At 70.4% G+C, this 24,666-nt stretch carries 24 protein-coding genes; 12 read left to right on the top strand and 12 right to left on the bottom strand.

Annotated elements, in window-relative coordinates; all coding sequences use genetic code 11:
* Positions 1 to 6: 6 nt before the first annotated feature.
* The 4 genes from QFZ27_RS02255 to QFZ27_RS02240 form a co-directional block, all read right to left on the bottom strand.
* Complete coding sequence (locus tag QFZ27_RS02255) at positions 7 to 783, bottom strand: SDR family NAD(P)-dependent oxidoreductase (RefSeq protein ID WP_429224459.1); 777 nt, start codon at positions 781 to 783, stop codon at positions 7 to 9.
* 56 nt (positions 784 to 839) lie between these two features.
* Positions 840 to 2,588 carry an IlvD/Edd family dehydratase gene (locus QFZ27_RS02250; protein ID WP_429224458.1) on the bottom strand — a complete coding sequence of 583 codons (1,749 nt, stop codon included), beginning with the start codon at positions 2,586 to 2,588 and terminating at the stop codon, positions 840 to 842.
* 30 nt (positions 2,589 to 2,618) lie between these two features.
* The gene (locus tag QFZ27_RS02245) at positions 2,619 to 3,407 is read right to left on the bottom strand and encodes a FadR/GntR family transcriptional regulator (RefSeq protein WP_429224457.1); all 789 of its coding nucleotides are present in this window, start codon (positions 3,405 to 3,407) and stop codon (positions 2,619 to 2,621) included.
* A gap of 98 nt (positions 3,408 to 3,505) precedes the next feature.
* Positions 3,506 to 3,679 (bottom strand): hypothetical protein, encoded by a 174-nt coding sequence (locus tag QFZ27_RS02240; protein WP_429224456.1) that lies wholly within the window; start codon positions 3,677 to 3,679, stop codon positions 3,506 to 3,508.
* A 141-nt stretch (positions 3,680 to 3,820) separates the two neighbouring features.
* Here QFZ27_RS02240 and QFZ27_RS02235 point away from each other — a divergent pair, with 141 nt between their 5' ends.
* The gene (locus QFZ27_RS02235; RefSeq protein ID WP_429224455.1) at positions 3,821 to 4,717 is read left to right on the top strand and encodes an aldose 1-epimerase; all 897 of its coding nucleotides are present in this window, start codon (positions 3,821 to 3,823) and stop codon (positions 4,715 to 4,717) included.
* Between the two features lie 301 nt (positions 4,718 to 5,018).
* A complete protein-coding gene (locus tag QFZ27_RS02230) occupies positions 5,019 to 6,086 on the top strand; it encodes a saccharopine dehydrogenase family protein (RefSeq protein WP_429224454.1) in 1,068 nt (355 codons plus the stop codon).
* 56 nt (positions 6,087 to 6,142) lie between these two features.
* Here QFZ27_RS02230 and QFZ27_RS02225 read toward each other — a convergent pair whose 3' ends face one another.
* The 6 genes from QFZ27_RS02225 to QFZ27_RS02200 form a co-directional block, all read right to left on the bottom strand.
* On the bottom strand, positions 6,143 to 6,481 hold the full coding sequence (locus QFZ27_RS02225; RefSeq protein ID WP_429224453.1) for a type II toxin-antitoxin system RelE/ParE family toxin: 339 nt from the start codon (positions 6,479 to 6,481) through the stop codon (positions 6,143 to 6,145).
* Between the two features lie 6 nt (positions 6,482 to 6,487).
* A complete protein-coding gene (locus tag QFZ27_RS02220) occupies positions 6,488 to 6,760 on the bottom strand; it encodes a type II toxin-antitoxin system Phd/YefM family antitoxin (RefSeq protein ID WP_429224452.1) in 273 nt (90 codons plus the stop codon).
* 73 nt (positions 6,761 to 6,833) lie between these two features.
* A complete protein-coding gene (locus tag QFZ27_RS02215) occupies positions 6,834 to 7,505 on the bottom strand; it encodes a fused DSP-PTPase phosphatase/NAD kinase-like protein (RefSeq protein WP_429224451.1) in 672 nt (223 codons plus the stop codon).
* Positions 7,506 to 7,584: 79 nt separating this feature from the next.
* Positions 7,585 to 8,340 carry a Bax inhibitor-1/YccA family protein gene (locus QFZ27_RS02210; RefSeq protein ID WP_429224450.1) on the bottom strand — a complete coding sequence of 252 codons (756 nt, stop codon included), beginning with the start codon at positions 8,338 to 8,340 and terminating at the stop codon, positions 7,585 to 7,587.
* A 116-nt stretch (positions 8,341 to 8,456) separates the two neighbouring features.
* Positions 8,457 to 10,976: an ABC transporter permease gene (locus QFZ27_RS02205; RefSeq protein ID WP_429224449.1), complete on the bottom strand. Its 2,520-nt coding sequence runs from the start codon at positions 10,974 to 10,976 to the stop codon at positions 8,457 to 8,459.
* Positions 10,973 to 11,737, bottom strand: coding sequence for an ABC transporter ATP-binding protein (locus tag QFZ27_RS02200; RefSeq protein ID WP_429224448.1), 765 nt, complete (start codon positions 11,735 to 11,737; stop codon positions 10,973 to 10,975). The genes QFZ27_RS02205 and QFZ27_RS02200 overlap by 4 nt, the downstream gene beginning before the upstream one ends.
* Here QFZ27_RS02200 and QFZ27_RS02195 point away from each other — a divergent pair.
* From QFZ27_RS02195 to QFZ27_RS02170, 6 genes are all read left to right on the top strand, one after another.
* Complete coding sequence (locus QFZ27_RS02195) at positions 11,730 to 12,413, top strand: arylesterase (RefSeq protein ID WP_429224447.1); 684 nt, start codon at positions 11,730 to 11,732, stop codon at positions 12,411 to 12,413. The genes QFZ27_RS02200 and QFZ27_RS02195 overlap by 8 nt on opposite strands.
* Before the next feature lie 84 nt (positions 12,414 to 12,497).
* Entirely contained in the window at positions 12,498 to 13,493 is a 996-nt protein-coding gene (locus QFZ27_RS02190) for an aldo/keto reductase (RefSeq protein WP_429224446.1), read from the top strand.
* Between the two features lie 105 nt (positions 13,494 to 13,598).
* Positions 13,599 to 14,486: a LysR family transcriptional regulator gene (locus QFZ27_RS02185; RefSeq protein WP_429224445.1), complete on the top strand. Its 888-nt coding sequence runs from the start codon at positions 13,599 to 13,601 to the stop codon at positions 14,484 to 14,486.
* A gap of 121 nt (positions 14,487 to 14,607) precedes the next feature.
* The gene (locus QFZ27_RS02180; protein WP_429224444.1) at positions 14,608 to 15,192 is read left to right on the top strand and encodes an NADPH-dependent FMN reductase; all 585 of its coding nucleotides are present in this window, start codon (positions 14,608 to 14,610) and stop codon (positions 15,190 to 15,192) included.
* Complete coding sequence (locus QFZ27_RS02175; RefSeq protein ID WP_429224443.1) at positions 15,189 to 16,388, top strand: MFS transporter; 1,200 nt, start codon at positions 15,189 to 15,191, stop codon at positions 16,386 to 16,388. Before QFZ27_RS02180 ends, QFZ27_RS02175 begins: the two co-directional genes overlap by 4 nt.
* Positions 16,389 to 16,750: 362 nt before the next feature.
* Positions 16,751 to 17,473, top strand: a complete 723-nt coding sequence (locus QFZ27_RS02170) for an SDR family NAD(P)-dependent oxidoreductase (protein WP_429224442.1) — start codon at positions 16,751 to 16,753, stop codon at positions 17,471 to 17,473.
* Positions 17,474 to 17,606: 133 nt separating this feature from the next.
* Here the strand turns inward: QFZ27_RS02170 and QFZ27_RS02165 are convergent, their stop codons facing one another.
* Positions 17,607 to 18,524, bottom strand: coding sequence for a LysR family transcriptional regulator (locus QFZ27_RS02165; protein ID WP_429224441.1), 918 nt, complete (start codon positions 18,522 to 18,524; stop codon positions 17,607 to 17,609).
* Positions 18,525 to 18,577: 53 nt separating this feature from the next.
* Between QFZ27_RS02165 and QFZ27_RS02160 the strand changes: the two genes are divergently transcribed.
* Positions 18,578 to 19,558 carry a nitrilase family protein gene (locus tag QFZ27_RS02160; RefSeq protein WP_429224440.1) on the top strand — a complete coding sequence of 327 codons (981 nt, stop codon included), beginning with the start codon at positions 18,578 to 18,580 and terminating at the stop codon, positions 19,556 to 19,558.
* Here QFZ27_RS02160 and QFZ27_RS02155 read toward each other — a convergent pair.
* Complete coding sequence (locus tag QFZ27_RS02155; RefSeq protein ID WP_429224439.1) at positions 19,542 to 20,486, bottom strand: GlxA family transcriptional regulator; 945 nt, start codon at positions 20,484 to 20,486, stop codon at positions 19,542 to 19,544. The two genes, QFZ27_RS02160 and QFZ27_RS02155, sit on opposite strands and share 17 nt — an antisense overlap.
* An 88-nt stretch (positions 20,487 to 20,574) precedes the next feature.
* Here QFZ27_RS02155 and QFZ27_RS02150 point away from each other — a divergent pair, with 88 nt between their 5' ends.
* The 3 genes from QFZ27_RS02150 to QFZ27_RS02140 are packed head-to-tail and all read left to right on the top strand — an operon-like array spanning position 20,575 to position 24,573.
* Positions 20,575 to 21,726 carry an acyl-CoA dehydrogenase family protein gene (locus QFZ27_RS02150; RefSeq protein WP_429224438.1) on the top strand — a complete coding sequence of 384 codons (1,152 nt, stop codon included), beginning with the start codon at positions 20,575 to 20,577 and terminating at the stop codon, positions 21,724 to 21,726.
* Entirely contained in the window at positions 21,726 to 23,795 is a 2,070-nt protein-coding gene (locus QFZ27_RS02145) for an acetate--CoA ligase family protein (protein ID WP_429224437.1), read from the top strand. Before QFZ27_RS02150 ends, QFZ27_RS02145 begins: the two co-directional genes overlap by 1 nt.
* The gene (locus tag QFZ27_RS02140) at positions 23,785 to 24,573 is read left to right on the top strand and encodes a carnitinyl-CoA dehydratase (RefSeq protein WP_429224436.1); all 789 of its coding nucleotides are present in this window, start codon (positions 23,785 to 23,787) and stop codon (positions 24,571 to 24,573) included. Before QFZ27_RS02145 ends, QFZ27_RS02140 begins: the two co-directional genes overlap by 11 nt.
* Positions 24,574 to 24,666: the final 93 nt, after the last annotated feature.

Here is a 24,666-nt window from a genome sequence, read left to right as displayed (position 1 = left end):
TCCGCCTCACAGTCCCGACGCCCAGCCGGCGTCCACAACGAAAGTCTGGCCGGTGCACATGGCACTGTCGTCCGCCGCCAGCCACAGGGTCATCTGCGCCAGATGCACGGGCAGCACCTGGTCGGGGATGCACTGCCCCTTCCGGCGCTCCTCATCCGCCTCCGGCGTCAGCCACAGGTCCTTCTGGCGCTGGGTGATGACCCAGCCCGGCATCACGGTGTTGACCCGGATGTGCTGCGGGCCCCAGTCGCGCGCCAAGCCACGGGTCAGCCCCTCCACCCCCGCCTTGGCCGAGGTATAGGCCGGCATGCCGCCCTGGCGCAGCCGCCAGGAGACCGAGCCGAAATTGATGATCGAGCCGCCGCCGGCGTCGCGCATCCCCGGCTGCACCGCCTGGGCGGCGAAGAACTGGTGGCGCAGGTTCACCGCCATGCGCTCGTCCCAATAGTCGGGCTCGACCGTCTCCGGCGCGTGGCGCTGGTCGTGCGCCGCGTTGTTGATCAGGATGCGGATCGGCCCGATCGCCTTTTGCGCCTCGGCCACCGCGGCGCGCAGGTCGGCGATGTCGCGCAGATCGCAGTGGCGGAACTGCGGCACCGCCAGGCCCTCGGCCTTCAGCCGGTCGACCAGCGCGGTCGACGCCGCCTCATTGATGTCGACGAAGAACACCCGCGCCTTCTGCCGGCACAGATGCTCGACGATGCTTTCGCCGATGCCGCTGCCGCCGCCGGTCACGAAGACCGGCTTGTCGCGCAGCGACGGGTAGATCGCGTATTCGGTCATGATGTCTGCCTGGAGAGAAAAAGGCCCGCCCCGGCCGGGACGGGCCCGGATCGTGGTCAATGGCTGTCGCGAGGCACGGCATGGCCGCGGCTGCCGACCAGGAAGTCCAGGTCGGCGCCCTTGTCGGCCTGCATGACGTGCCGGACATACAGCTCCTGATAGCCGCCCTTCATCGTCGGCTCCGGCGGCGACCAGCGCTTGCGCCGTTCCGCCAGCTCCGCCTCGGGCACGTCGAGATGCAGCCGCCGGCCGGCGACGTCCAGCTCGATCATGTCGCCGTCCTGCACCAGGGCCAGCGGGCCGCCGGCCGCCGCCTCCGGTGCCGTGTGCAGCACCACCGTGCCATAGGCGGTGCCGCTCATCCGGGCGTCGGAGATGCGGACCATGTCGCGCACGCCCTTCTTCAGCACCTTCTGCGGCAGCGCCATGTTACCGACCTCGGCCATGCCCGGATAACCCTTCGGGCCGCAGTTCTTCAGCACCATGATGCAGGTCTCGTCGATGTCGAGATCCGGGTCGTCGATGCGGGCCTTGTAGTGCTCGATGCTCTCGAACACCACGGCGCGGCCGCGGTGCTGCATCAGCTCCGGCGTGGCGGCGGAGGGCTTCAGCACGGCGCCGTCCGGCGCCAGGTTGCCCTTCAGCACCACGATGCCGCCCTGCTTCACCAGCGCGTTGTCCCAGGGGCGGATCACCTCCGGGTTCCAGTTGGCGGCCGCCTTGACGTTCTCCCACATCGACTGGCCGGTGACGGTCGGAGCGTCCTTGAACAGCATGCCGTTCTCGCCCAGCGCCCGGGTCACCGCCGGGATGCCGCCGGCATAGTAGAGATCCTCCATCAGGAAGCGGCCGGACGGCATCAGGTCGACCAGGGTCGGCACGTCGCGGCCGAACTCGTCCCAGTCCTTCAAGGTGAAGTCGACGCCGACGCGGCCCGCCAGGGCCAGCAGATGGATCACGGCGTTGGTCGACCCGCCGATGGCGCCGTTGACGCGCACCGCGTTCAGGAAGTTCTCGCGGGTCAGGATCTTCGAGATGCGCAGATCCTCATGCACCATCTCGACGATGCGCCGGCCGGTCATGTGGGCGATGACGTAGCGGCGGGCGTCGACCGCCGGGATCGCGGCGCAGCCGGTCAGGCTGGTGCCCAGCGCCTCGGCCATCGAGTTCATGGTGCTGGCCGTGCCCATGGTCATGCAATGCCCGGCGGAGCGGGACTGCGCGGCCTCGGCCTCCATGAACTGCTGCAGGCTCATCACCCCGGCCTTGACGTCGGCATCGAACTGCCAGACCGCGGTGCCCGAGCCGATGGTGCGGTCCTGGTAGCGGCCGTTCAGCATCGGGCCGCCGGAGACGACGATGGCCGGCACGTCGCAGCTGGCGGCGCCCATCAGCAGCGACGGCGTGGTCTTGTCGCAGCCGGTCATCAGCACGACGCCGTCGATCGGGTTGGCGCGGATCGCCTCCTCGACATCCATCGCCGCCAGGTTGCGGTACAGCATCGCGGTCGGCCGCAGATTGGTCTCGCCGGTCGAGAACACCGGGAACTCCACCGGGAAGCCGCCCATCTCCCACACGCCGCGCTTCACATGCTCCGCCAGCTTGCGGAAATGGGCGTTGCAGGGAGTCAGCTCGGAGAAGGTGTTGCAGATGCCGATCACCGGCCGGCCGTCGAAGACATGGTCCGGCAGGCCCTGGTTGCGCATCCAGCTGCGGTGCAGGAAGCCGTCCTTGTCATGGGTGCCGAACCAATGGGAGGAGCGGTAACGTTTCTTGTTGTTGTTGCTGCCGGCGTCGTCAGCCATTGCGAGGAATCCTTGTTGGCTAGGCTGTGGTCAGGATTTCGGTTTGATGTTTGGCAGGGCGCGGCGCATGTCCTTCGCCGCGTCCTCCAGCAGGATCCGCATCGACTGGCGTGCCGTCTCCGGCTCCTGCGCCAGGATGGCGTCGCGGACCGCGCGGTGGAGCGGCAGCGATACCTGCAGCGCTCCGGGCGCGTTGTTGGTGATGCGGAAGCTCGACGCCATCGCGGTCTCGATCAGGGCGCCGAGCGGCTGCAGGAACTCGTTGTTCGACGCCGCCAGGATCGACTGGTGGAAGCGCAAATCGGGCTCGACCGAGGCGTCACCGTCGGGCGCCGCCTCCATATCGGCGAAGGCGCCGCTGATCGCCCTACGCTGGTCCTCATCCGCGCGCTCCGCCGCCATCGCCGCCGCCGCCGGCTCGATGATCTGGCGGATCTCGAACAGGTCCTTGGCCAGCTGCTCCATCGGCTGGGTCGCGAACTGCCAGGCCAGCAGGTCCGGGTCCAGCATGTTCCATTCGCCGCGCGGCCGCACCCGCGTGCCGGTCTTGGGGCGGGATTCGACCAGCCCCTTGGCGGCCAGCACCTTGATCGCCTCGCGCAGCGCGGTGCGGCTGACCGAGAACTGGGTCGACAGGTCGGATTCGTTCGGCAGCACCGTGCCGGGCTGGATGTCGCCACGGACGATCCGGGTGCCGATGTCGTAGGCGATCTGGCCGTGCAGCGAACGGCGCGAGAAGGTCTTGCTGCTGCCCTGCGGCTGGTCGGTGGTGCCGTCCGCCGGGCGCCGGCCGCGCCGCAGCACCGGGGTCCCGGCCATCGTCGCATCCGGATGGGCCGATGCAGCGGCCAGCGCGATCGGTCTCTCGCCGATGGGTCTCTCCGGGCCGGACATCTGCTCCCCTTTCCTGCTGCCGGTCAGACGCCGCCGAAGCCGCTCGGGTGCCGCAGCGTCCCGGCTCCGCCATATCCCGTCGGTCCGACGATCACGTTCCGGTCGATACGCAGGTCGGGGTTGGGCCGGGCAGTCCTGCCACGGGCCATCCGCATGCCGTCCACACGAACGACATTCTCTCCGCTCTTCTCGACCACGGCCTTTCCTCAACGGTGCGATCTGGCTTGCCGACCGCACTCCTTGTTATTCATCATACAAATGGAGTATTGAGCCCTTGGCGGATCGGCGTCAAGCATTGCCGAAGATTGCTGACAAGGGCAGCCGCGCGGGAGGATGGAATGACGGTCGAGACGGTGCAACTGCGTGTGGGCGACAGCGGGGTCGACATCGTCCCTGCGATCGGCGGCGGCATCGCCGCCTGGTGGAGCAGTGCGGGCCTGGACCGGCATGACTGGCTGCGTCCTGCCACCCCGGTAGCCCTGGCGGCGGGCAGCCCGCTCGGCCTCGCCAACTTCCCGCTCACCCCATTCTCCAACCGGATCCGCGAGGGCCGCTTCAGCTTCTGGGGGCGGGAGGTGGTGCTGCCGCTCAACACGCCCGAACGGCATCAGCTGCACGGCCATGGCTGGCAGCGGCCCTGGACGGTGCTGGAGCGGTCGGCGACGCGCTGCGTGCTGGTCGACGACTACGCCGCCGATGCCTGGCCGTTTCCCTACCGGGCGCGGCAGGAATTCGAGCTGACCCCGGCCGGCTTCGACCTCGTCCTGTCGATCGAGAACACCGGCCGCGAGCCGATGCCGGCGGGGCTGGGCCAGCATTTCTACTTCCCGCGCACGCCCGAGACTACGGTGACCGCCGGGATCGAGCGGATGTGGCTCAACGATGCCGAGGTGATGCCGCTGGAGCTGGTCGAGCCGCCGCCGGAGAAGGATTTCCGGCGCGGCGTCCGGCCGGACACGGTGCGGATGGACAACAACTTCACCGGCTGGGACCGCCGGGCGGTGATCGAGTGGCCGGAGCATCGCGCCCGGCTGGTGATGGAGGCCGACGCGCCCTTAGACTTCATGGTCTGCTACTCGCCGGACGACCCGTATGTCTGCGTCGAGCCGGTGAGCAACGCGACCGACGCCTTCAACCTCGCCGAGGCCGGCCGCACCGACACCGGCATGGCGGTGCTGCAGCCCGGCGAGGTGCTGCGCGGCGTCGTCCGGCTGCGGCCGGAGGTGGTGGGGTAGAGGGACGCCCACGCCCCTTCGGGGCTCGCCATGACGTGAAGTGGGTTGGCTGGAAGCGGCGCGGCGGTTCCACCAAGAATCAGTGTGCAGTTACCACTGATAGCCGAATTCCGCTCGGCTAATTATCTTGCTCGCTACCCGCCATCGACCGGCGACTCGAAGGTCGCCGAGCCCCGCCGCGCACCTTCCGGAACGCCAGAACACAAGGCTTTCTGCGGCTTTCCGGCGGGTGTAGAGACGCTGCATCCGAACCGCCCCGGTGCCGCCGGCTCCGGGGCGTTCGTCTGAAGGAGACGGCGTCATGACCAAGGTTCTGCTGCTCGGCGGGGGCAAGATCGGCACCTGCATCACCGCCCTGCTGACCGCCACCGGCGACTACGACCTCACCGTCGGCGACCAGGACCAGGGCATGCTCGACCGGCTGGAGGGCAGCGTTGCCAAGCGCCAGCTGCGCTTCGACGACCTGCAGGCGCTGCGCGACGCGGTGTCCGGTCACGACGTGGTGATCTCGGCCGCGCCGTTCCACCTGACGCCGCTGATCGCCGAGGCGGCGAAGGACCGCGGCGCCCATTATTTCGACCTGACCGAGGACGTCGAGAGCACCCGCCGGGTCAAGGCCCTGGCCGAGGGCGCGAAGTCCGCCTTCACCCCGCAATGCGGCTTGGCGCCAGGCTTCATCTCGATCGTCGGCTACGACCTGGCCAAGCGCTTCGACGAGTTGCACACCCTGCATATGCGCGTCGGCGCCCTGCCGGTCTATCCGTCGAACGCGCTGAAGTACAACCTGACCTGGTCGACCGACGGGCTGATCAACGAGTACTGCAACCCCTGCGAGGCGATCCATGAGGGCGAGCTGCGCGAGGTGCTGCCGCTCGAGGGCATGGAGCACATCTCGCTCGACGGCATTGACTACGAGGCGTTCAACACCTCGGGCGGCCTCGGCACGCTGTGCGAGACGCTGGACGGCAAGGTCAAGTTCCTGAACTACAAGACCGTGCGCTATCCGGGCCATCGCGACATCGTCAAGTTGCTGGTCAACGAGCTTCAGCTGGGGCAGCGCCGCGACATCCTGAAGGACGTGCTCGAGGCCTCGATCCCGATGACCAAGCAGGACGTGGTCCTGATCTTCGTCACCGCCTGGGGCAGGAAGGACGGCCGGCTGATGCAGGAGACCTACGCCAAGAAGGTCTATGCCAAGGAGATCGGCGGCCAGCTGTGGAGCGCGATTCAGGTCACGACTGCCGCGGGCATCTGCGCCATGGTCGACCTGCACCGCTCCGGCAAGCTGCCGCAGCAGGGCTTCGTGCGGCAGGAGCAGGCGAACCTGTCCGACTTCCTGGCCAACCGCTTCGGCCAGCACTACGCGTAAGAAGAACCGGGTTTAGGGACGAAACGGAAAAGGGCGCGGCCGAGGCTGCGCCCTTTTCATTTGGGTCGGGGCAATTTAAGCAGTCGGCGCTGCAGCAGAATCTGCATGTTCCGGCGCCCATCGAAAACGCCATGGATGTTCACGGTCGCCACGCCGATCCGATAGATGATGCGGTATGGGTTTTGATGTATTTCGCGGTACCCGGTATTGCCGAACGCCCTTAACTCCTTCGGGATGTTGCCTCGCTGCGGCAAATTTTCGAGCCCTTTAATGGCATCCTGGAAGGCTTCCAGCACCTTGTCGGCATTCTCGACGGAGTCCTGCTCCGCAATGAAACGCCAGATCTCCTCGACGTCCCGCCTTGCGGCAGGTGACAGGATGACCTTGAGCGCCATCGCGGATCAGATCTTGAGGTTGGCCCGGATCTCGGCGAAGGCTTCGTCGACGGGCAGCCCCTCGCCAGCCTCGATCTCGGCCTCGCCCAGCGCCAGAATCTTCAGCAGCGCCAGCGTCTCCTGGGTCTGCTCGTAGCTGTCGATGTCCTGCAGAACCGCCTTGGCCTCGCCGTTGACGGTGATGATGAACGGCTCCTGTCCCTCCCTCAGCCCCTGGATGACCTCCGGGGCATGGGCCTTCAGGTAGCTGATCGGCTTCACGCGGTCGGACAGCTTCATGGCGACACTCTCCGGATCGGTCCGAATAAGGTCTGAATTTAGACCGGATGCGATCCGCGGTAAAGCCGCCGGCTCACTCGCGTCCCAGCACCCGGTCCACGATCATGGTGGCGAGGCCGCTGGGGGTGAAGGAGGCCTTCACCTTCTTGCGGTCATAGGCGGTGTCGACCCAGTCCCAGAAGGCGATCGGCTCGCGCGCATTGGCCTCGTCATAGGCCTCGATGAAGCGGTCCAGCAGGCCGGTCGGCGACTTCTTGAAGTGCAGGTAGCGCCAGTGCAACTGCTTCAGCGCCTCGGCCGGCGGGATATTCTCCCGCGTCATCAGGATCAGCGCCGCCACCAGCCCGGCGCGGTCGGAGCCGGACTTGCAATGTACCAGGATCGGATACTCCGCCGCGTCCAGCGCCCGCTTGATCTGGTGCAGCACGCTGACCTTCGGCGCGTCGCGCGACTTGGTGGTGACGTCGACCAGGGTGATGCCGTAGCGGCGGCAGGCCTCGACCTGGCGGCGGTAGGAACCGCAGTCCCGCGGGCCGCGCAGGTTGATGATGGTGCGGATGCCGTCACGCGCCATGCCGCGGATCTGGTAGGGCAGCGGCTGGCCGGAGCGCCAGATTCCCGGCGCGATCTCGACCCGGGTGTTGACGAAGGTCCGGAACGCGCAGTGGTCGACGATCCAGCTGTCGAGCGCATCGGCCAGGCGGCCGCGGCCTTTTCGGGACTGGTCGGGAACGGCTTCGGTCATGTCCATGGTCGATGGGGCGTCCGGAAAGACGAAGCCCGGCGGTTGGGCCGCCGGGCTCCGCGCGAAAACGTCCGGTCCGTCAGTTGCGGTTGCCCAGCAGCCGCAGCAGGAACAGGAACAGGTTGATGAAGTTCAGGTACAGGGTCAGCGCACCCCAGACCGCGGTCTTGGTCTCGACCTCCTGGCCCAGCCCTTCGGCATACTGCTCCTTCAGCCGCTGGGTGTCGTAGGCGATCAGGCCGGCGAAGATCAGCACGCCGAGCACGCTGATGACGAAGGCCAGGCCGCTCGAGGCCAGGAAGATGTTGACCAGGCTGGCGATGATGATGCCGAACAGGCCCATGATCAGGAACGAGCCGAAGGCCGACAGGCTGCGCTTGGTGGTGTAGCCGTACAGGCTCAGCCCCGCGAAGGAGGCCGCGGTGATGAAGAACACCCGGACCACGCTCTCGCCGGTGTAGGACATCAGCACCGGTGCCAGGCCGATGCCCTGCAGGGCCACGAAGGCCCAGTACAGCGTCTGCAGCGTGGACGCGCTCATCGAGCGGATGCCCATGCTCATCCAGAAGATCAGGCCGATCGGCGCCAGCAGCGCCACCCAGCCCAGCCCGGTCAGGCCGACGCCGCCCCTCAGCGGATCGAACGCCAGGAACACGCCGCCCAGCGGGGTGAACATCACCGCCGCGGCGGTGATGCCGCTGACCAGCAGGCCGCCGGCCATGTACCAGTAGATCCGCAGCATGTACTGCCGCAGACCCTCGTCGAACGCCGCACGCTCGATGGTGCGCGCGCCGGCGCCCGGTGTTGCGTAGCGGCCCTGTGGGTCGAAGGCCATCTTGAAAACCTCTAGTGTGGTGAAGAACCACGCGGCTGAAATATTGGCAGCGTCGAGCCAACATACAACAGTTGACGCCTGCGCCGAAGGGCCTCAGGCGTTTCCGTCGAAGGACCCTATTCGTTCCGCAGCAGCGGTGCCGCCTTCTGGCCCAGCGCCACCCAGGTGCCGAGGAAGCCGAAGCCGAGGGTGATGGCGATGCACAGCGCCGCTGTGCCCAGCAGGGTCAGCGGCAGGAAGGTCCAGTCGATCTCCATCACGAAGGTCAGCACGGCCCAGGCGGCGACGCTGCCCAGCGCGCAGGCGATCACGGCGGTCAGCAAGCCCAGCAGGCCGTATTCGATCAGGAAGGCGCGCAGGATGTCGCCGCGGGTGGCGCCCAGCACCTTCAGCACCACCGCGTCGTAAATCCGGCGACGGTGGCCCGCGACCACGGCGCCCGCCAGCACCAGGGCGCCGGCCAGCAGGGTGACGCCGGCAGTCGACCGCACTGCGGTGCCGATCTGGGACAGAAGAGCGTTTACCGTCTCCAGCGCATCCCTCAGGCGCACCGTGGTGACGTTGGGGAAGGCTTCAGTGACCGCCCTCTGCAGCGACATCTCCTCGGACGGCGGCACGCGGACCGTCGCCAGCCAGGTGTGCGGCGCCGCCGACAGCGGCTTCGGCGACATGATCAGGGTGAAGTTGATGCCCAGGGTGCTCCAGTCGATGTCGCGGATGCTGGCGACCTCGGCCTCGATGTCGCGGCCCAGCACGTTGACCGTCATCCGGTCGCCCGGCTTCAGCCCGAAGGCCTCGGCGATGTCCTTGTAGACCGAGATCTGCGGCGGGCCGTCGTAATCGGCCGGCCACCATTGCCCCTGCAGCAGCGTGTCCTTCGGCGGCATCGCCGCGGCATAGGTGACGCCGCGGTCGCCGCGCAGCCAGCTAGACTTGCTGGGGTCGACCACCGCCTTGTCGGCCGGCACGCCGTTCACCGCCGCGATGCGGCCGCGCAGGCTCGGCACCTCGGCGAGGTCGGCGGCGCCCGGTGTGCCCTGGATCAGGGCATCGAACTGCTGCTTCTGGGACTTCTGCACGTCGACGAAGAAGAAGGAGGGCGCCTGGTCTGGCAGGGTGTCGCGGATCTGCCGGTCCATGTTGCCCTGGATCAGGGCGATCGCCGCCAGCACGGTCAGGCCGAGGCCGAGCGACAGCACGATCTGCGGCGTCGGCGCGCCCGGCCGGTGCAGGTTGGCCAGCGCCAGGCGCAGCCCCGGCCGGCGGGAACGGGGGGCGCGGCGGGACAGCGCCATCACGCCCAGCGCAGTGCCGGTGAACAACAGGATCGCGGCGATCGCGCCGCCGACGAAGATCGCGGCCAGGAACGGATCCGCCGCGGTGGCGACGGCGAGTCCGGCCAGGGCGATAGCGCACAGGCCGGTGATCGCGATGAAGCGCGCCTCCGGCCGGGCATGGCGCGGCGCCACCCGGTCGCGGAACAGCGCCGCGGCCGGGATGCGGGCGGCGCGGGCCAGCGGCCACAGCGAGAAGGTCAGGCTGGTCAGCAGGCCGAAGCCGGTGGCCAGCAGCAGGGCGCCGGGATAGACCCCGATCCGGGCCTCGACCGGCAGCAGCCCGTGGATCAGGGCGGCGACGGCCGAAGGCGCCGCGGCGCCGATCAGCAGGCCGATGGCGATGCCGAGGCTGGACAGCACCAGCACCTGCAGCAGATAGGTCTGGAAGATCAGCCGCCCGGGCGCGCCCAGGCATTTCAGCGTGGCGATGGTGGCCAGCCGCGCATCCAGCCAGGCCCGCACCGCGTTGCCGACCCCGGCGCCGCCGACCAGCAGCGCGGTCAGCCCGACCAGGGTCAGATACATGGTCAGCTGGTCGATGGTCCGGCGCAGCGACGGCGCCGCGTCGCGGTCGTCGCGCACCCGCCAGTTGGCGTCCGTATATTGTGCCTTCAGGGTCTTGGCGACCTTGCGCGTGTCGCTGCCGCGCGGCAGGGCCAGACGGTAGTCCCAGGTCAGCATCGATCCGGGCTGGATCAGGCCGCTGGCGTCCAGCGCGCCACGGGCGATCATCAGCCGCGGCCCGATGGCGAAGCCGCTGCCGGCCTTGTCCGGCTCGCGCGTGATGGTGCCGCGCAACTGCAGCACGGCGTCGCCGACCGCGATCTTGTCGCCGGCGGACAGGCCCAGCCGGGCCGCCACCTCCGGGTCGGCCACGGCGCCCCAGAGGCCGTCCCGCGGCGCCAGCGCCGCCTGCAGGTCGCCGCCGCCCTCCAGCTCCACCCGGCCGTACAGCGGATAGGCACCGTCGACGGCCTTCAGCTCGACCAGCGTCGTCGCCTCGTCCTGCGGGTTGCGGGCCATGCCGCGGGTCTCGACCACCTCCGACACCCGGCCGGCAGCTTCGAACTGCGCCCGCTCCTCCGCCGTCGCCGGCTGGTACAGCCGGTGCAGCTCGATGTCGCCGCCCAGGATCGCCTGGCCGTCCTCGGCGATGCTGCGGCGGATGCCGTCGGCCACCGACTGGACCGCGGCGATGGCGCCGACGCCCAGCGCCAGGCAGGCCAGGAAGATGCGGAAGCCCTTCAGGCCGCCGCGCAGCTCGCGCCGGGCCAGGCGGGCGGCGTTGCGGAAGCTCATTTCAGCCGGGCCAGGGCGGCGGAGTGGGTGAGGCCGGCATCGGTGATGCGGCCGTCGACCAGCCGGACGATGCGGTCGCAGCGCGCCGCCAGCGCCGGGTCGTGAGTGATCAGCAGCAGGGTGGCGCCGCGCCGGCGCGACAGGTCGAACATCAGATCGATCACCTGCCGCCCGGTCTCGCCGTCCAGGTTGCCGGTCGGCTCGTCGGCCAGGATCACGTCGGGGTCGGCGGCGAAGGCGCGGGCCAGGGCGGTGCGCTGCTGCTCGCCGCCCGACAGCTGGCCGGGATAGTGGCTCAGGCGGTGGCCCAGCCCGACGGCGCGCAGCCGCTCCGCCGCCCGGTCGAAGGCGTCGGCCGCGCCCGCGAACTCCAGCGGGATGGCGACGTTCTCCAGCGCCGTCATGGTCGGAATCAGGTGAAAATTCTGGAACACGATGCCGACATGGTCGCGGCGGAACAGCGCCAGCGCGTCCTCGCTCGCCGTCGACAGCTCGCGCCCGGCGACCTCGACCCGGCCCTGGGTCGGCCGCTCCAGCCCGCCGATCAACATCATCAGGCTGGACTTGCCGGAGCCGGAAGGGCCGACGATCGACACCACCTCGCCGGCGGCGACGGACAGGTCGATTCCGCGCAGGATGTTGACGGGGCCGGCCGCGCTCGCCAATTCAAGATGCACATCGGTCAGCCGGATGCCGGGCGGGGCAGCTCTTCCGGCCCCGAAGCCGGCCTGCGGTGCAGGAGTAGTCCCGTCCATGCGCATCCCTTTTGCCCGACTCCGGACAGATGGCGCCGCGCGGCGCCTTTTCAATGCAGCGCTCCTGGCCCTGTGCGCGGCCGCGGCGCTGCCCGGCCTGGCGCAGGCGGGAACGATCCGCATCCTCGCTTTGGGCGACAGCCTGACCGCCGGCTTTGGCCTGGATCCGGCGGACGGCTTCGTGCCGCAGCTCGAGGCGGCACTGCGGGCGCAGGGCCATGACGTGACGGTGCTGAACGGCGGCGTGTCCGGCGACACCAGCGCCGGCGGGCTCGACCGGCTGGACTGGGCCCTGGCCGACAAGCCCGACCTCGCGATCGTCGAGCTCGGCGCCAACGACATGCTGCGCGGCCTCGACCCGGCCTCGACCCGCGTCAACCTCGACAAGATTCTGGCCCGGCTTGGGCAGGAGAAGATCCCGACGCTGCTGGCCGGCATGCGGGCCGCGCCCAATCTCGGCCCGGCCTATGCCGCCGCCTTCGACCCGATCTTCCCGGACCTGGCCAAGGCCCATGGCGTGGCCCTCTACCCGTTCTTCCTCGACGGGGTGGCGATGGTGACGGCGCTGAACCAGCCGGACGGCATGCACCCAAGCGCCGCGGGTGTGAAGCTGATCGTCGAGCGCATCACCCCCGCGGTGGTCGAGCTGATCCGGTCGAGCGGCTTGGCGAAGACCGGCTGAGGCCGCATCGCGGTTCCGTCCGGCGGCGTTTCCGGTTATAGCGAAATCGTCCGACCAATCACGATCCGCTCCCGGGAGCCCCTGATGGAACAGCGTCCGCTCGGCCGCACCGGCCTCGACGTCACCGCGATCTGCCTCGGCACCATGACCTGGGGCACGCAGAATACCGAGGCCGAGGGCCATGCCCAGATGGACTACGCGCTCGACCGCGGCGTCACCTTCTGGGACACGGCCGAGATGTATTCGGTGCCCCCGACGGCCCAGAGCTATGGTCGGACCGAGGAGATCATCGGCAGCTGGTTCGCGAAGACCGGCAAGCGCAACCAGGTGGTCCTTGCCAGCAAGATCGCCGGCCCGGGCGCCCATCTGGCCCATGTCCGCGACGGCAAGCCGCGGCTCGACGCCAAGAACGTCAAGGCGGCGGTCGAGGCCAGCCTGAAGCGGCTGCAGACCGACTGGATCGACCTGTACCAGCTGCATTGGCCGAACCGCTCAGTGAACAGCTTCGGCAAGCTCGGCTACGCCCATGATTCGGCGGAAGATTTCATCGCGCCGGAGGAGACGCTGGCAGCGCTGGCCGACGAGGTGAAGGCCGGCCGCATCCGCCATGTCGGCCTGTCGAACGAGACCCCCTGGGGCCTGATGCGCTACGTCGAGGCGTCGGACCGGATGGGCCTGCCGCGCCCGGTCTCGATCCAGAACCCCTACAACCTGCTGAACCGCAGCTTCGAAATCGGCCTCGCCGAATGCGCCCATCGTGAGCAGGTCGGGCTGCTCGGCTACGCACCCCTCGCCGCGGCGACGCTGACCGGCAAGTATCTCGACGGCCAAGTGCCGCCGGGCTCGCGCCGTGCCGTCGACGCGCGCCGCTCGCGCTACGACACGCCGAACGCCGAGCCGGCGACCCGGCGCTATATCGCCTTGGCGCGCGAGCACGGGCTGGATCCGGCGCAGATGGCGATCGCCTATGCCCTGTCGCGGCCGTTCATGACCTCGGTGATCATCGGCGCCACCTCGATGGAGCAACTGCGCACCGACATCGCCGCGGCCGAGATCACGCTGTCGCCCGAGGTGATCTAGGGCATCGACGCGATCCACACGGCGTATCCGAGCCCCTGCCCGTAAGGGCTGACCGGCGGGGAGGCAACCCTTCCGGTCATCCATGCAGTTCCGTATAGTCCTCGCATGGATTGGGACGACCTGAAGTTCGCCTTCGCCGTCGCCCGGCACGGGTCGCTCAGCGCCGCGGCGCGACAGCTCGGCACCACCCAGCCGACGGTCAGTCGGCGCCTCGACGGGCTGGAGCGCCGGATCGGCGTCAAGCTGTTCGAGCGCTCGGCCGGCGGCCTGTCGCCGACCGCGCTCTGCGTCGCGCTGATCGACGGGCTGGAGCGGATGGAGGAGGGTGCGCTGGCGGTGGAGCGCCGGATCGCCGCGCGCGACACCGGGCTGCAGGGCGCCATCACCGTCACCAGCCTGGACTGGTTCGGCGACCATGTCGTCGGCCCGATCACGGCGCGGTTCGGCGCGCTGCACCCGCTGGTGGCGATCGAGCTGCTGAACGAGCCGCGCATCTTCAACCTGTCGCGGCGCGAGGCCGACCTGGCCTTCCGCTTCGCCGCCTTCGCCCAGGAAGACCTGATCGAGCGCAAGGTGGCGGAGGTCGGCTACGGGCTCTATGCCACCCCCGGCTATCTCGGCCGGCACGGACCGCCGGACTTTGCCGCCGGCTGCGCCGGTCATGCCGTGGTCACCATGTACGACTTCGCCAGGCGGTCGACCCAGGCAGTCTGGCTGGATGGCATCGCGCCGCAGGCGCGGGTGGTCCTGCGCACCAGCGGCCTGGGATCGCAGATGGCCGCCGCCGAGACCGGGGTTGCGATGGCCGGCCTGCCCCGGCTGCTGGGCGATCCGCGACCCGGGCTGCGGCGGATCGAGACGCCGGTGTCCTGCCCGGTGCAGTCGGTGCGCCTGGGGGTGCATGCCGACCTCCGCGACTCGCCCCGCATCCGCGCCTTCATCGACTTCGCCGTTGCCGAGCTGAAGGCGCAGGCAGCGCAACTCAACCCTTAGTTATACGGATTCGTATAGGATGCATACGGACCTCGCCGATGGCCGTCGCGCTGCTCCGGGGCCAAATCCCCTGTGGTCCGGGCCGCAAAACGAGCCCCGGCCTTTCTAGAAGGGGTTTGCTATGTCCGACCCGATCCACATCCTCGGCCTGTCCGGCAGCTTGCGCCGGGCCTCGCTGAACACGGCGCTGCTGCGCGCCGCCGGTGAGCTGCTGCCCGCCGACGCTGTGCTCAAGATCCATCCGCTGCACGACCTGCCCTTCTTCAACGAGGATGTCGAGGCCGAGGGCATCCCCGCGCCGGTCCAGGCGCTGAAGGCGAAGATCGAAGCGGCCGACGCGCTGCTGCTGGCGGTGCCGGAGTACAACTACTCGATCGCGCCGGCGCTGAAGAACGCCATCGACTGGGCGTCGCGGCCCTATGGCGCCTCGGTGCTGGTCGGCAAGCCGGTCGCCATGCTCGGCGCCTCGGCCGGGATGGGGACGGTGCGGGCGCAGCTGCATCTGCGCGACGTGGCCATCACCACCGGCCTGCATGTGCTGAACCAGCCGGAGATCTTCGTCGGCCGCGCCGCCGAAAAGTTCGATGACGAACTGCGCCTGACCGATGAGCCGACGCGGGCGATCCTGGCCCGGATGATGCACCGCCTGGTGCACTGGACCCGTGCGATCCAGGCCAGCGGGCCGCTCCGGGAGTCCGCGGCGTGACGGCAGCGCTCGCGCGGACCGAGGCGACGCCGACCCGCTGGGTTGCGGTCGCCGTGGTGGTCGCTTCCGGTGTTGTCGCGGCGCTGCAGGTCGGCAAGGGCGCCATCGCCCTGCCGGCCCTGCGCGCCGAATTCGGCCTGGGGCTCGAAGCCGCGGGCTGGATCATGTCGGTCTTCGCCCTGCTCGGCGTGGTCGGCGGCATCCCGGCGGGAGCGGCGGTGGCCCGGTTCGGCGACCGCCGGCTGCTGGCGCTCGGTCTCGCCGCACTGGCGCTGGGCAGCGTCGTTGGCTCGATGGCCGGCAGCTTCCCGCTGCTGCTCGGCACGCGCGTGCTCGAAGGGCTCGGCTTCCTGCTGGTCGTGGTCGCGGCGCCGGCGCTGCTGCAGCGCATCGTCGCCGCGCCGGACCGCGACCTCGCCTTCGGCATCTGGAGCGCCTTCATGCCGGGCGGCATGGCGATCGCCCTGCTGCTCGGCGCCGCGCTGGCGGGATGGCGTCCGTTCTGGGTCGCCAACGCCATCCTGGCCGGCGCCTTTGTCCTGCTGGTTCTGCTCGCCGTGCGGGTGTGGGACCGCGTGCCGGACGGCCTGTCCTGGCGTGAGATCGGCCGCGATGCGGCGCTGACGGCGACCTCGCGCGGGCCGCTGCTGCTAGCCTCCGCTTTCGTGCTCTACAGCCTGCTCTACTTCGCCCTGGCCAGCTTCCTGCCGGTGCTGCTGATGGAGCGGATGGGCGTGGCCGTCGCCGCGGCCGGGGCGCTCAGCGCGGTCGCCGTCGGGGCCAATGTCCTGGGCAATCTGGCGGCCGGTGTGCTGCTCGGGCGCGGCGCGGCCCGCTGGGTGCTGATCGCCACGGCGGCCACCATCATGACCCTGACCGGCATCGCCGTCTTCGCCCTCCCGCTGCCGCCGACGGTGGTGTTCCTGCTCTGCGTCGTCTTCTCCGGCGTCGGCGGGCTGCTGCCGGCCACGGTGCTCGGCGCCGCGGCGCCGGTGGCGCCGAAGCCGGGCCTCGGGCCGATGACGCTCGGCCTGATCATGCAAGGCAGCAATCTCGGCCAGGTGATCGGACCGGTGGCGGTCGGTGGCGTGGTCGACGCCGCGGGCTGGCCGGCGGCGGCGATCCCGGTCGCGGTTGCCGGCGTGCTGGCGCTGGCCGTCGCGGCGCTGCTTCGGGGCGTGTTCTCCGCCGGTTGATTGATCGGCGATCTGCCGTTCGTCAGTCGGGGACAGCCCAGCGAGCAGCGGCACATAGGCGGGGAGCCTGCGCGAGAGCCCTTGCCTATCGCTGCGAGTGCGGCTCGTCCGGTTGCTTGCGAACCGCCGACATCGTCCGCCACGGCTTTGGCCGGATCTATTTCGCACCACCCATATGCAAACTTCCGCACTGAACCCCTGACTCAGGCGGACCTATCTCCACGGCCTCGAGGGCAGCGTAGCCGGCATGCCGAGCGCGGGCAGCCATTGTCGCGGCGCAGAGCCCCTCAACGCTGTTCCCGGACGATCCGGGGACGCAGGCCGAAGGAAGCATCATGTCGAGACTGGAAGGCAAGGTTGCCGTGATCAGCGGCGGCAATAGCGGCATCGGGCTGGCCATTGCCCAGCGATTCGCGAAGGAGGGCGCCCATGTGTTCATCTTCGGCCGGCGCCGGGAAGCGCTCGACGAGGCGGTGAAGCTCATCGGCGGCGATGTCACCGCCATCCAGGCGGACGCGTCCAGGCTCGAGGACCTCGACCGTGTCGCCGACGCGGTCCGACGGGCGAAGGGCAAGGTGGACGTGGTCGTGTCCAACGCCGCCCTGGTCGAGCAGGTGCCGCTGCCCGACATCACGGAGGACCATTACGACCGCACATTCGACCTGAACGCCAAGGCAGCCCTGTTCCTCGTGCAGAAGATGCTGCCGATGATGGGGCGCGGCGGATCGATCATCCTCGTCGCCTCGGCCATGCACACCATGGGCCTGGCGAACCACTCGACCTACGCCGCCACCAAGGCGGCGCTGCGTTCCTATTCCCGGACCTGGGCGGCCGAGTTCAAGGACAGCGGCATCCGCGCGAACACGCTGAGCCCGGGCGTCGTCGACACGCCGATGCTCGATTCCCAGGCGACCACGCCCGAAGAGGCCGCCGCGATCCGCAAGGGGTACGCCAGCTACACGCCCATGCTGAGACTGGCTCGGCCCGAGGAGCTCGCCAACGCCGCCCTCTTCCTTGCCTCGGACGAGAGCTCGTTCATGACAGGCTCCGACATGGTCGTCGACGGCGGCGTCAGCAACGTCTGACGGCGGCCATCCGAGCAGACGGCGTCGGCCGCCCGGGACCGGCGCCCTCTCGGAAATCGATCGCTGCAGGGTTGGCGGCCGGGTCGGTGTCGGCGCTGCCGCGGCGATCGCGATGCGCCTCGCTGCCCGGTGGTCATGGGTCCTGACCCTGGCCGAACAGCGCCCGGTGCTCCCGGAACAGCCCGGCCAGCGCGTCGGCCACCGCCCGCACCCGCGGCACCTCGGCCAGGTCGGGGCGGATCAGTAGCCAGATCTCGCGCGGCGGCGGCAGGGCATCCAGCGCGACCGGCGCCAGGCCGGGATCGGGGTCGCCCAGGAAGCGCGGCAGCAGTGCGATTCCCCAGCCGGCACGGGCGGCCGCGGCCTGGGCCATCTGGCTGTCGCAGCGGAAGGCGATCGGGCGGCCGGGATGGTGGCGCGCCAGCCAGGCCGCCTCCGACCCGCCATCCTCGTCGCCGATCAGGGGTGGGGTGCCGCCGGCCGCCGCGCTGGCCGCCACCGCGGGCGCGGCATAGGCGCGATAGGTGATGCTCGCCACCCGCTTTCCGACCAGGGTGCTGTCCGCCGGCCGGCCCAGGCGCAGGGCGATCTCGGCCTCGCGCCGGGCCAGGCTGGTGATCCGGGTCTCCAGCACCAGCTCCAGCGCGATGCCCGGATGGCGCCGGCGCAGCCCGTCCAGCCGGTCGATCAGGAAGCCCAGCGCCAGCGATCGGGCGGTGGTCAGCCGAACCGGCCCGACAGGCCCGTCCTCGGCATGGTCCAGCCGGCGCAGCAGGGCCATCGCCCCGGCTTCCATCGCCTCGGCCTCGGCCAGCACCGCCGCGCCCGCCGCGTTCGGGCGATAGCCGTCCGGGCGGCGGTCGAAGATCGGTCGGCCCAGCGCCCGCTCCAGCCCGTCCAGCCGGCGCGACACGGTGGCATGGTTGACGCCGAGCGCCCGGGCGGTGGCGGACAGGCTGCCATGCCGCGCCAAAGCGACGGCGTAGCGGACATCGTCCCAGTCCAGGGCTGTGCGGTTTCGATCGGGCATGGTGCGGGGATGATAGTCCATGCACAGCCTGCTCGGCAGCTAGAGTCGCGGCATCGACATCCCGCGAGGCCGTGATGACCCTGCTGCGCGCCGCCACCGTCCAGTTCCGGCACCAGGCCGACGACAAGCCGTACAACCTGTCCCGCATCCGCCACTTCACCGCGGCCGCGGCGGCGCAGGGGGTGAAGATCCTGGCCTTCCCGGAGATGTGCATCACCGGCTACTGGCACGTCCGCAACCTGGGCCGAGACGCCATCGCGGCCCTGGCCGAGCCGGTGCCGGATGGACCGTCGGTGCAGGTGGTGCGCGACCTGGCGATGCAGCACGGCATGGCGATCGGCGTCGGGCTGGTCGAGGCGGGCGCCGACGGCCGGTTCTATAATTCCTATGCCGTCTGCCTGCCGGACGGATCGGTGCATTGCCACCGCAAGCTGCACGCCTTCGAGAGCGACCACATCGCCAGCGGCAACCGCTACACCGTGTTCGACACGGCCTGGGGCGTGCGGCTGGGCGTGTTGATCTGCTGGGACAACAACCTGGTGGAGAATGCCCGGGCCACGGCCCTCCTGGGCGCCGAGATCCTGCTGACGCCGCACCAGACCGGCGGCTGCGCCTCGCGCAGCCCGCACGGCATGAAGCCGATCGACCCGGCGCTGTGGGATCGGCGGCACCAGGACCCGGCGGCGATCGAGGCCGAGTTCGCAGGGCCGAACGGCCGCGGCTGGCTGATGCGGTGGCTGCCGGCGCGGGCGCATGACAACGGCATGTTCCTGCTGTTCAGCAACGGCGTCGGCGAGGATGACGGCGAGGTGCGCACCGGCAACGCCATGGTGCTGGACCCCTATGGCCGCATCCTGGCCGAGACCGGCGTGGCCGACGACGCCATGGTGGTGGCCGATCTCGACCTCGACCTGCTGCCGCTGGCGACCGGCCGGCGCTGGATCCGCGGCAGGCGGCCGGAGCTGTATGGCCTGCTGACCGAGCGGCAGGGCCATGAGCTCGACCCCCGCCAGGCCCGCTTCTCGCCGGACCCGGTGGTCAGGCGGCCCTCCTGAATCCTGCCGGATTGACCCCGTAGCGGGTGCGGAAGGCGCGGGCGAGGGCGGAGCCGGAGGCGAAGCCGCAATCGGCGGCGATATCATTGACCGGGCGGTCGGTATTTTCCAGCAGGCGCCGGGCCAGGGCCAGGCGCAGCTCGGCGTAATAGGCCTTGGGGCCGGTGCCGAGCGTGGCCCGGAAGCGCTGCAGCAAAGCGCGCGGGCCGATGCCCAGCTCGGCCGCGATCGCCTCGACCGGCAGTGGCGCCTCGATGTTCGCCTCCATCAGCCGGATCGCCCGCACCAGCAGCGGGTCCTGCCAGGCCAGACGGCCGGCGGCGACCATGTGCTGCGGGTCGTGGCCGGGATGCGTGCCCTCATAGAGGAAGGTGCTGGACACGGCGAGCGCCAGGCTCAGCCCCTGCTCGCGTCGCAGCAGGTCCAGCACCAGGTCCAGCGTCGGCAGCGCCCCGCCGGCGGTGATGCGGCGGCGGTCGACGACGAAGCGATCGGGCACGGCGGTCACCGCCGGAAAGCGCTCGGCGAAATCGCGCAGATCCTCCCAATGCGTGGTGGCGCGGTGGCCGTCCAGCACCCCGGCCAGGGCCAGCACATAGGGCGCCGATTCGAGCCCGGCGATCACGGCGCCGCGCCGGGCCGCCGCCCGCAGGAAGCGCCGGACCGCGGGCGTGGCCCGCGCCTCGGCCTCGTAGCTGGCGACGACATACAGCGTCTCGGCCGCGCCCGCCGCCATCGCCGCGTCGGCGTCGACCCGCAGCCCGCTGCTGCTGGTGACCGGGCCGCCATCCTCACTCAGCACCGACCAGTCGAACAGCCGCCGCCCCGCCATCCGGTTGGCGGCGCGCAGCGGCTCGACCAGCGCCGCCAGGGTGAGGTTGGAGAAGGCGTCCAGCACCAGGATGTCGATCCGCAGCGGCTCGGCCATGGTCCGATTCCGTATCGACTCAGTCCGAAACGGTATCGCCCGGCCGGCCCGCGCCGCAATAGCCTTCCGGAAAGCCAGGGAGGCGAGGATGGATTTCGGGCTCAGCCACGAGCAGCAGCTGGTCGTCGACACGGTGCGCGGCTTCGTCGAGTACGAGCTGCAGCCGCTGGAGCGGGAGGTGGAGCGCACCGGCCATGTGGCGCCGGAGGTCGGGCGCGAGATCCAGCGCAAGGTCCGCGACCTCGGCTTCTACGCTCCTAACATCCCGGAGGAATTCGGCGGCGGCGGCCTCGACCATCTGACCTTCACCCTGCTGGAGCGCGAACTCGGCCGCGCTTCGATGGCGCTGACGTTGTTCTGGGGCCGGCCCTCCAACATCCTCTGCGCCGGCACGCCGGAGCAGCGCGACCGGTACCTCCTGCCCTGCGTCCGCGGCGAGAAGGTCGACGCGCTGGCGATGACCGAGCCCGACGCCGGCTCCGACCTGCGGGGCATGAGCTGCAGCGCCCGGCGCGACGGCGGCGACTGGGTGATCAACGGCACCAAGCATTTCATCAGCCATGCCAATGTCGCCGATTTCGTCATCCTGTTCGTCGCCACGGGCGAGGACGGCGCCGGGCGCAAGCGCATCTCCTGCCTGCTGGTCGACCGCGATACGCCGGGCTTCGGGATCCATCCCGGCTACAATTCCGTCTCGCATCGCGGCTACCACAATTCGACGCTGACCTTCGACGACTGCCGGGTGCCGGCGGAGCAGATGCTGGGCGAGGAGGGGCGGGGCTTCGATCTGGCCAACACCTGGCTGCACGCCACCCGCCTGACCGTGGCGGCGATGTGCGTCGGCCGCGCCCGCCGCGCCTTCGACCTGGCGCTGTCCTATGCCGCCCAGCGCAAGCAGTTCGGCCAGCCGATCGGCCGCTTCCAGGGCACCGGCTTCAAGCTGGCCGACATGATCACCGAGATCGACGCGGCCGACTGGCTGACGCTGTCCGCCGCCTGGCGCATCGACCAGGGCCAGGACGCCAACCGCGCGATCAGCCAGGCCAAGCTCTTCGCCTCGGAGATGCTGGGCCGGGTGACGGATGCGGCGCTGCAGATCCATGGCGGCATGGGGCTGATGGACGACTTGCCGATCGAACGCTTCTGGCGCGACGCGCGGGTGGAGCGGATCTGGGACGGCACCAGCGAGATCCAGCGCCACATCATTGCGCGGGATCTGCTGCGCCCGCTGGGGGCGTGATGACCCGACGTTTCGACCTGTCCCGCCTGCTTCGTCCGCGCTCGATCGCGGTGATCGGCGGGAAGCCGGCGGCGGAGGTGATCCGGCAGAGCCGGCGCATGGGCTTCGCCGGCGAGATCTGGCCGGTGCATCCGCAGCACGACACGGTCGAAGGGCTGCCCGCCTTCCGCAGCGTCACGGAGCTGCCGGGCGCGCCCGATGCCGTCTTCCTCGGCATCAACCGCCATGCCGCGATCGAGGTCACGGCCGCGCTGGCCGAACGCGGCGCCGGCGGGGCGGTCTGCTACGCCTCCGGCTTCGCCGAGACCGGCGGGGAGGGAACCGATCTCCAGGCCCGGCTGGTCGCGGCGGCGGGCACCATGCCGGTGCTCGGTCCCAACTGCTACGGCGTGATCAACTATCTCGACGGCGCCCTGCTGTGGCCCGACCAGCATGGCGGGCAGCGGGTGGAGCGCGGCGTGGCGCTGGTCACCCAGTCCAGCAACATCGCCATCAACCTGACCATGCAGCGGCGCGGCCTGCCGATCGCCTATGTCGCGACCCTGGGCAACCAGGCGGTGGCCGGCCTTGCCGAGATGGTCGAGGCCTTCCTAGACGACCCGCGCGTCACCGCCATCGGCCTGCACATCGAGGGCCTGGCCGAGCCCGCCGCCCTGGCCCGGGCGGCGGCGCGGGCGCGGCGGCAGGGTGTACCGATCCTGGCGCTGAAGACCGGCCGCTCGGCGGAAGGGGCGCGGCTGACCCTCAGCCACACCGCCTCCCTGGCCGGGGCCGATGCGGTGACCGACGCCTTCCTGCGCCGCATCGGCGTGGTCCGCGTCGCCTCGCTGCCGGTGCTGCTGGAGGCGTTGAAGCTGCTGCATGTCGCCGGCCGGCTGCCCGGCCGCGACATCGCCTCGATGAGCTGCTCGGGCGGCGAGGCGGCGCTGATCGCCGACGCCGCGCTCGGCACCGGGCTGCGCTTCCGGCCGCTCGACGCGGCGCAGGCGGCCCGGGTGGCGGCGACGGTGTCGGAGCTGGTTACGGTGTCGAATCCCTTCGACTACCACACCTTTATCTGGGCCGACGCCTCGGCCATGACCGAGACCTTTTCGGCGATGATGGCGGCCGAGTTCGACCTGACGCTGCTGGTGCTCGACCTCCCGCGCGGCGACCGCTGCAGCGATGTCGACTGGGTGCCGTCGCTGGAAGCGCTGGTGGCGGCGTCGCAGCGCACCGGCCGCAAGGCCGCGCTGGTCGCCTCCCTGCCTGAGGGGTTGCCGGAGGATCAGGCGCAGCGCCTGATCGCGGTCGGCGTCGCCCCGCTGCTCGGCCTCGACGACGCGCTGGCCGCCACCGCCGCAGCGGCAGAGGTGGGCGACATACTCAGCGAGACCGATGTGCCGCTGCCGGCGGAGACGGTGCCGTTGGAGCCGGGACCGATCCGCACCCTGTCGGAATGGGACGGCAAGCGACGCCTCGCCGCGCATGGCGTGCCGGTGCCGGTGGGGCGGCTGGCCCTGTCGCCGGAGGAAGCGGTGGCGGCCGCCGAGGCGATCGGCTTTCCGGTCGTGCTCAAGGCCACCGGCGCCGATCTGGCGCACAAGACCGAGCTCGGCGCCGTGCGCCTCAACCTGGCCGATGCCGGCGCGGTGCGCGACGCCGCCGCGGCCCTGGCCGGACTCGGCGAGGCCTTGCTGGTCGAGCGCATGGTCGGCGGCGCGGTGGCCGAGTTGATCGTCGGCATCGGCCGCGACACGATGCTCGGGCCGCATCTCGTGCTCGGTTCCGGCGGCACGCTGGTCGAGCTGGTCGGCGACCAGCGGATCCTGCTGCTGCCGGCCCGCCGGGCGGAGATCGCAGCGGCGATCCGGTCGCTTAAGATTGCCAAGTTGCTGGAGGGCCATCGCGGCCGGCCGCCGGGCGATCTCGACGCCGCGGTCGACGCCGTGTTGGCGGTCCAGGGTTTCGCGCTGGCACACACTGGCCGGCTGGCCGAGCTCGACGTCAACCCGTTGATCGTGACGTCGCAGGACGCGGTGGCCGCCGATGTCCTGCTGCGACTGGTGGAGGACCCCGATGACCGATGATCCCCTGTGCGTCACCCGCGACGGCGCCGTGCTCGAGGTGGTGCTGGACCGGCCGAAGGCGAACGCGATCGATGCCGCCACCAGCCGCCGCATGGGCGAGGTCTTCGCCGGGTTCCGCGATGACCCGGCCCTGCGTGTCGCCATCGTCACCGGCGGCGGCGACCGGTTCTTCTCCGCCGGCTGGGACCTCAAGGCGGTGGCGGCCGAGGGCATCCGGCCGGACGAGGATTACGGCATCGGCGGCTTTGCCGGGCTGCAGGAGCTGCCGGGCCTGAACAAGCCGGTGATCGCGGCGGTCAACGGCATGGCGGTCGGCGGCGGGTTCGAGCTGGCGCTGTCCGCCGACCTGATCCTGGCGGCCGACCATGTCCGGTTCGCGCTGCCGGAGATCAATGCCGGCACCCTGGCCGATGCGGCGACGATCAAGCTGCCGCGCCGCATCCCGTATCATGTGGCGATGGACCTGCTCTACACCGGCCGCTGGATGGAGGCGGCGGAGGCGGCGCGCTGGGGCCTGGTGAACCAGGTGGTGCCGGCGGCGGAACTGATGGACCGCGCCCGTGCCTTGGCCCGGCACCTGGCCGACGGCCCGCCTTTGGTCTTCGCTGCGATCAAGGAGGTGGCGCGGGAGAGCGAGGCGATGCCGGTGCAGGCGGCGCTGGCCCGGGTGATGCGCCGCGGCTTCCCGACCGTGGCGACTCTCTACGACAGCGACGACCAGCTGGAAGGCGCCCGCGCCTTCGCCGAGAAGCGCAAGCCGATGTGGACGGGAAGATAGGGCGAGGGTCAGCGCGATTCCCCCTCACCCTCCCGTCGCCAACGCGACGGGCCTCCCCAAGGAGAGGGAAACAGGCCGCGCTCCCTACACCTC

This window comes from Inquilinus ginsengisoli, assembly GCF_050434925.1.
GTDB lineage: Bacteria > Pseudomonadota > Alphaproteobacteria > DSM-16000 > Inquilinaceae > Inquilinus > Inquilinus ginsengisoli_B.
Note: the sequence above shows the minus strand (reverse complement) of the source record. Positions and strands in the feature narration are given on the sequence as shown.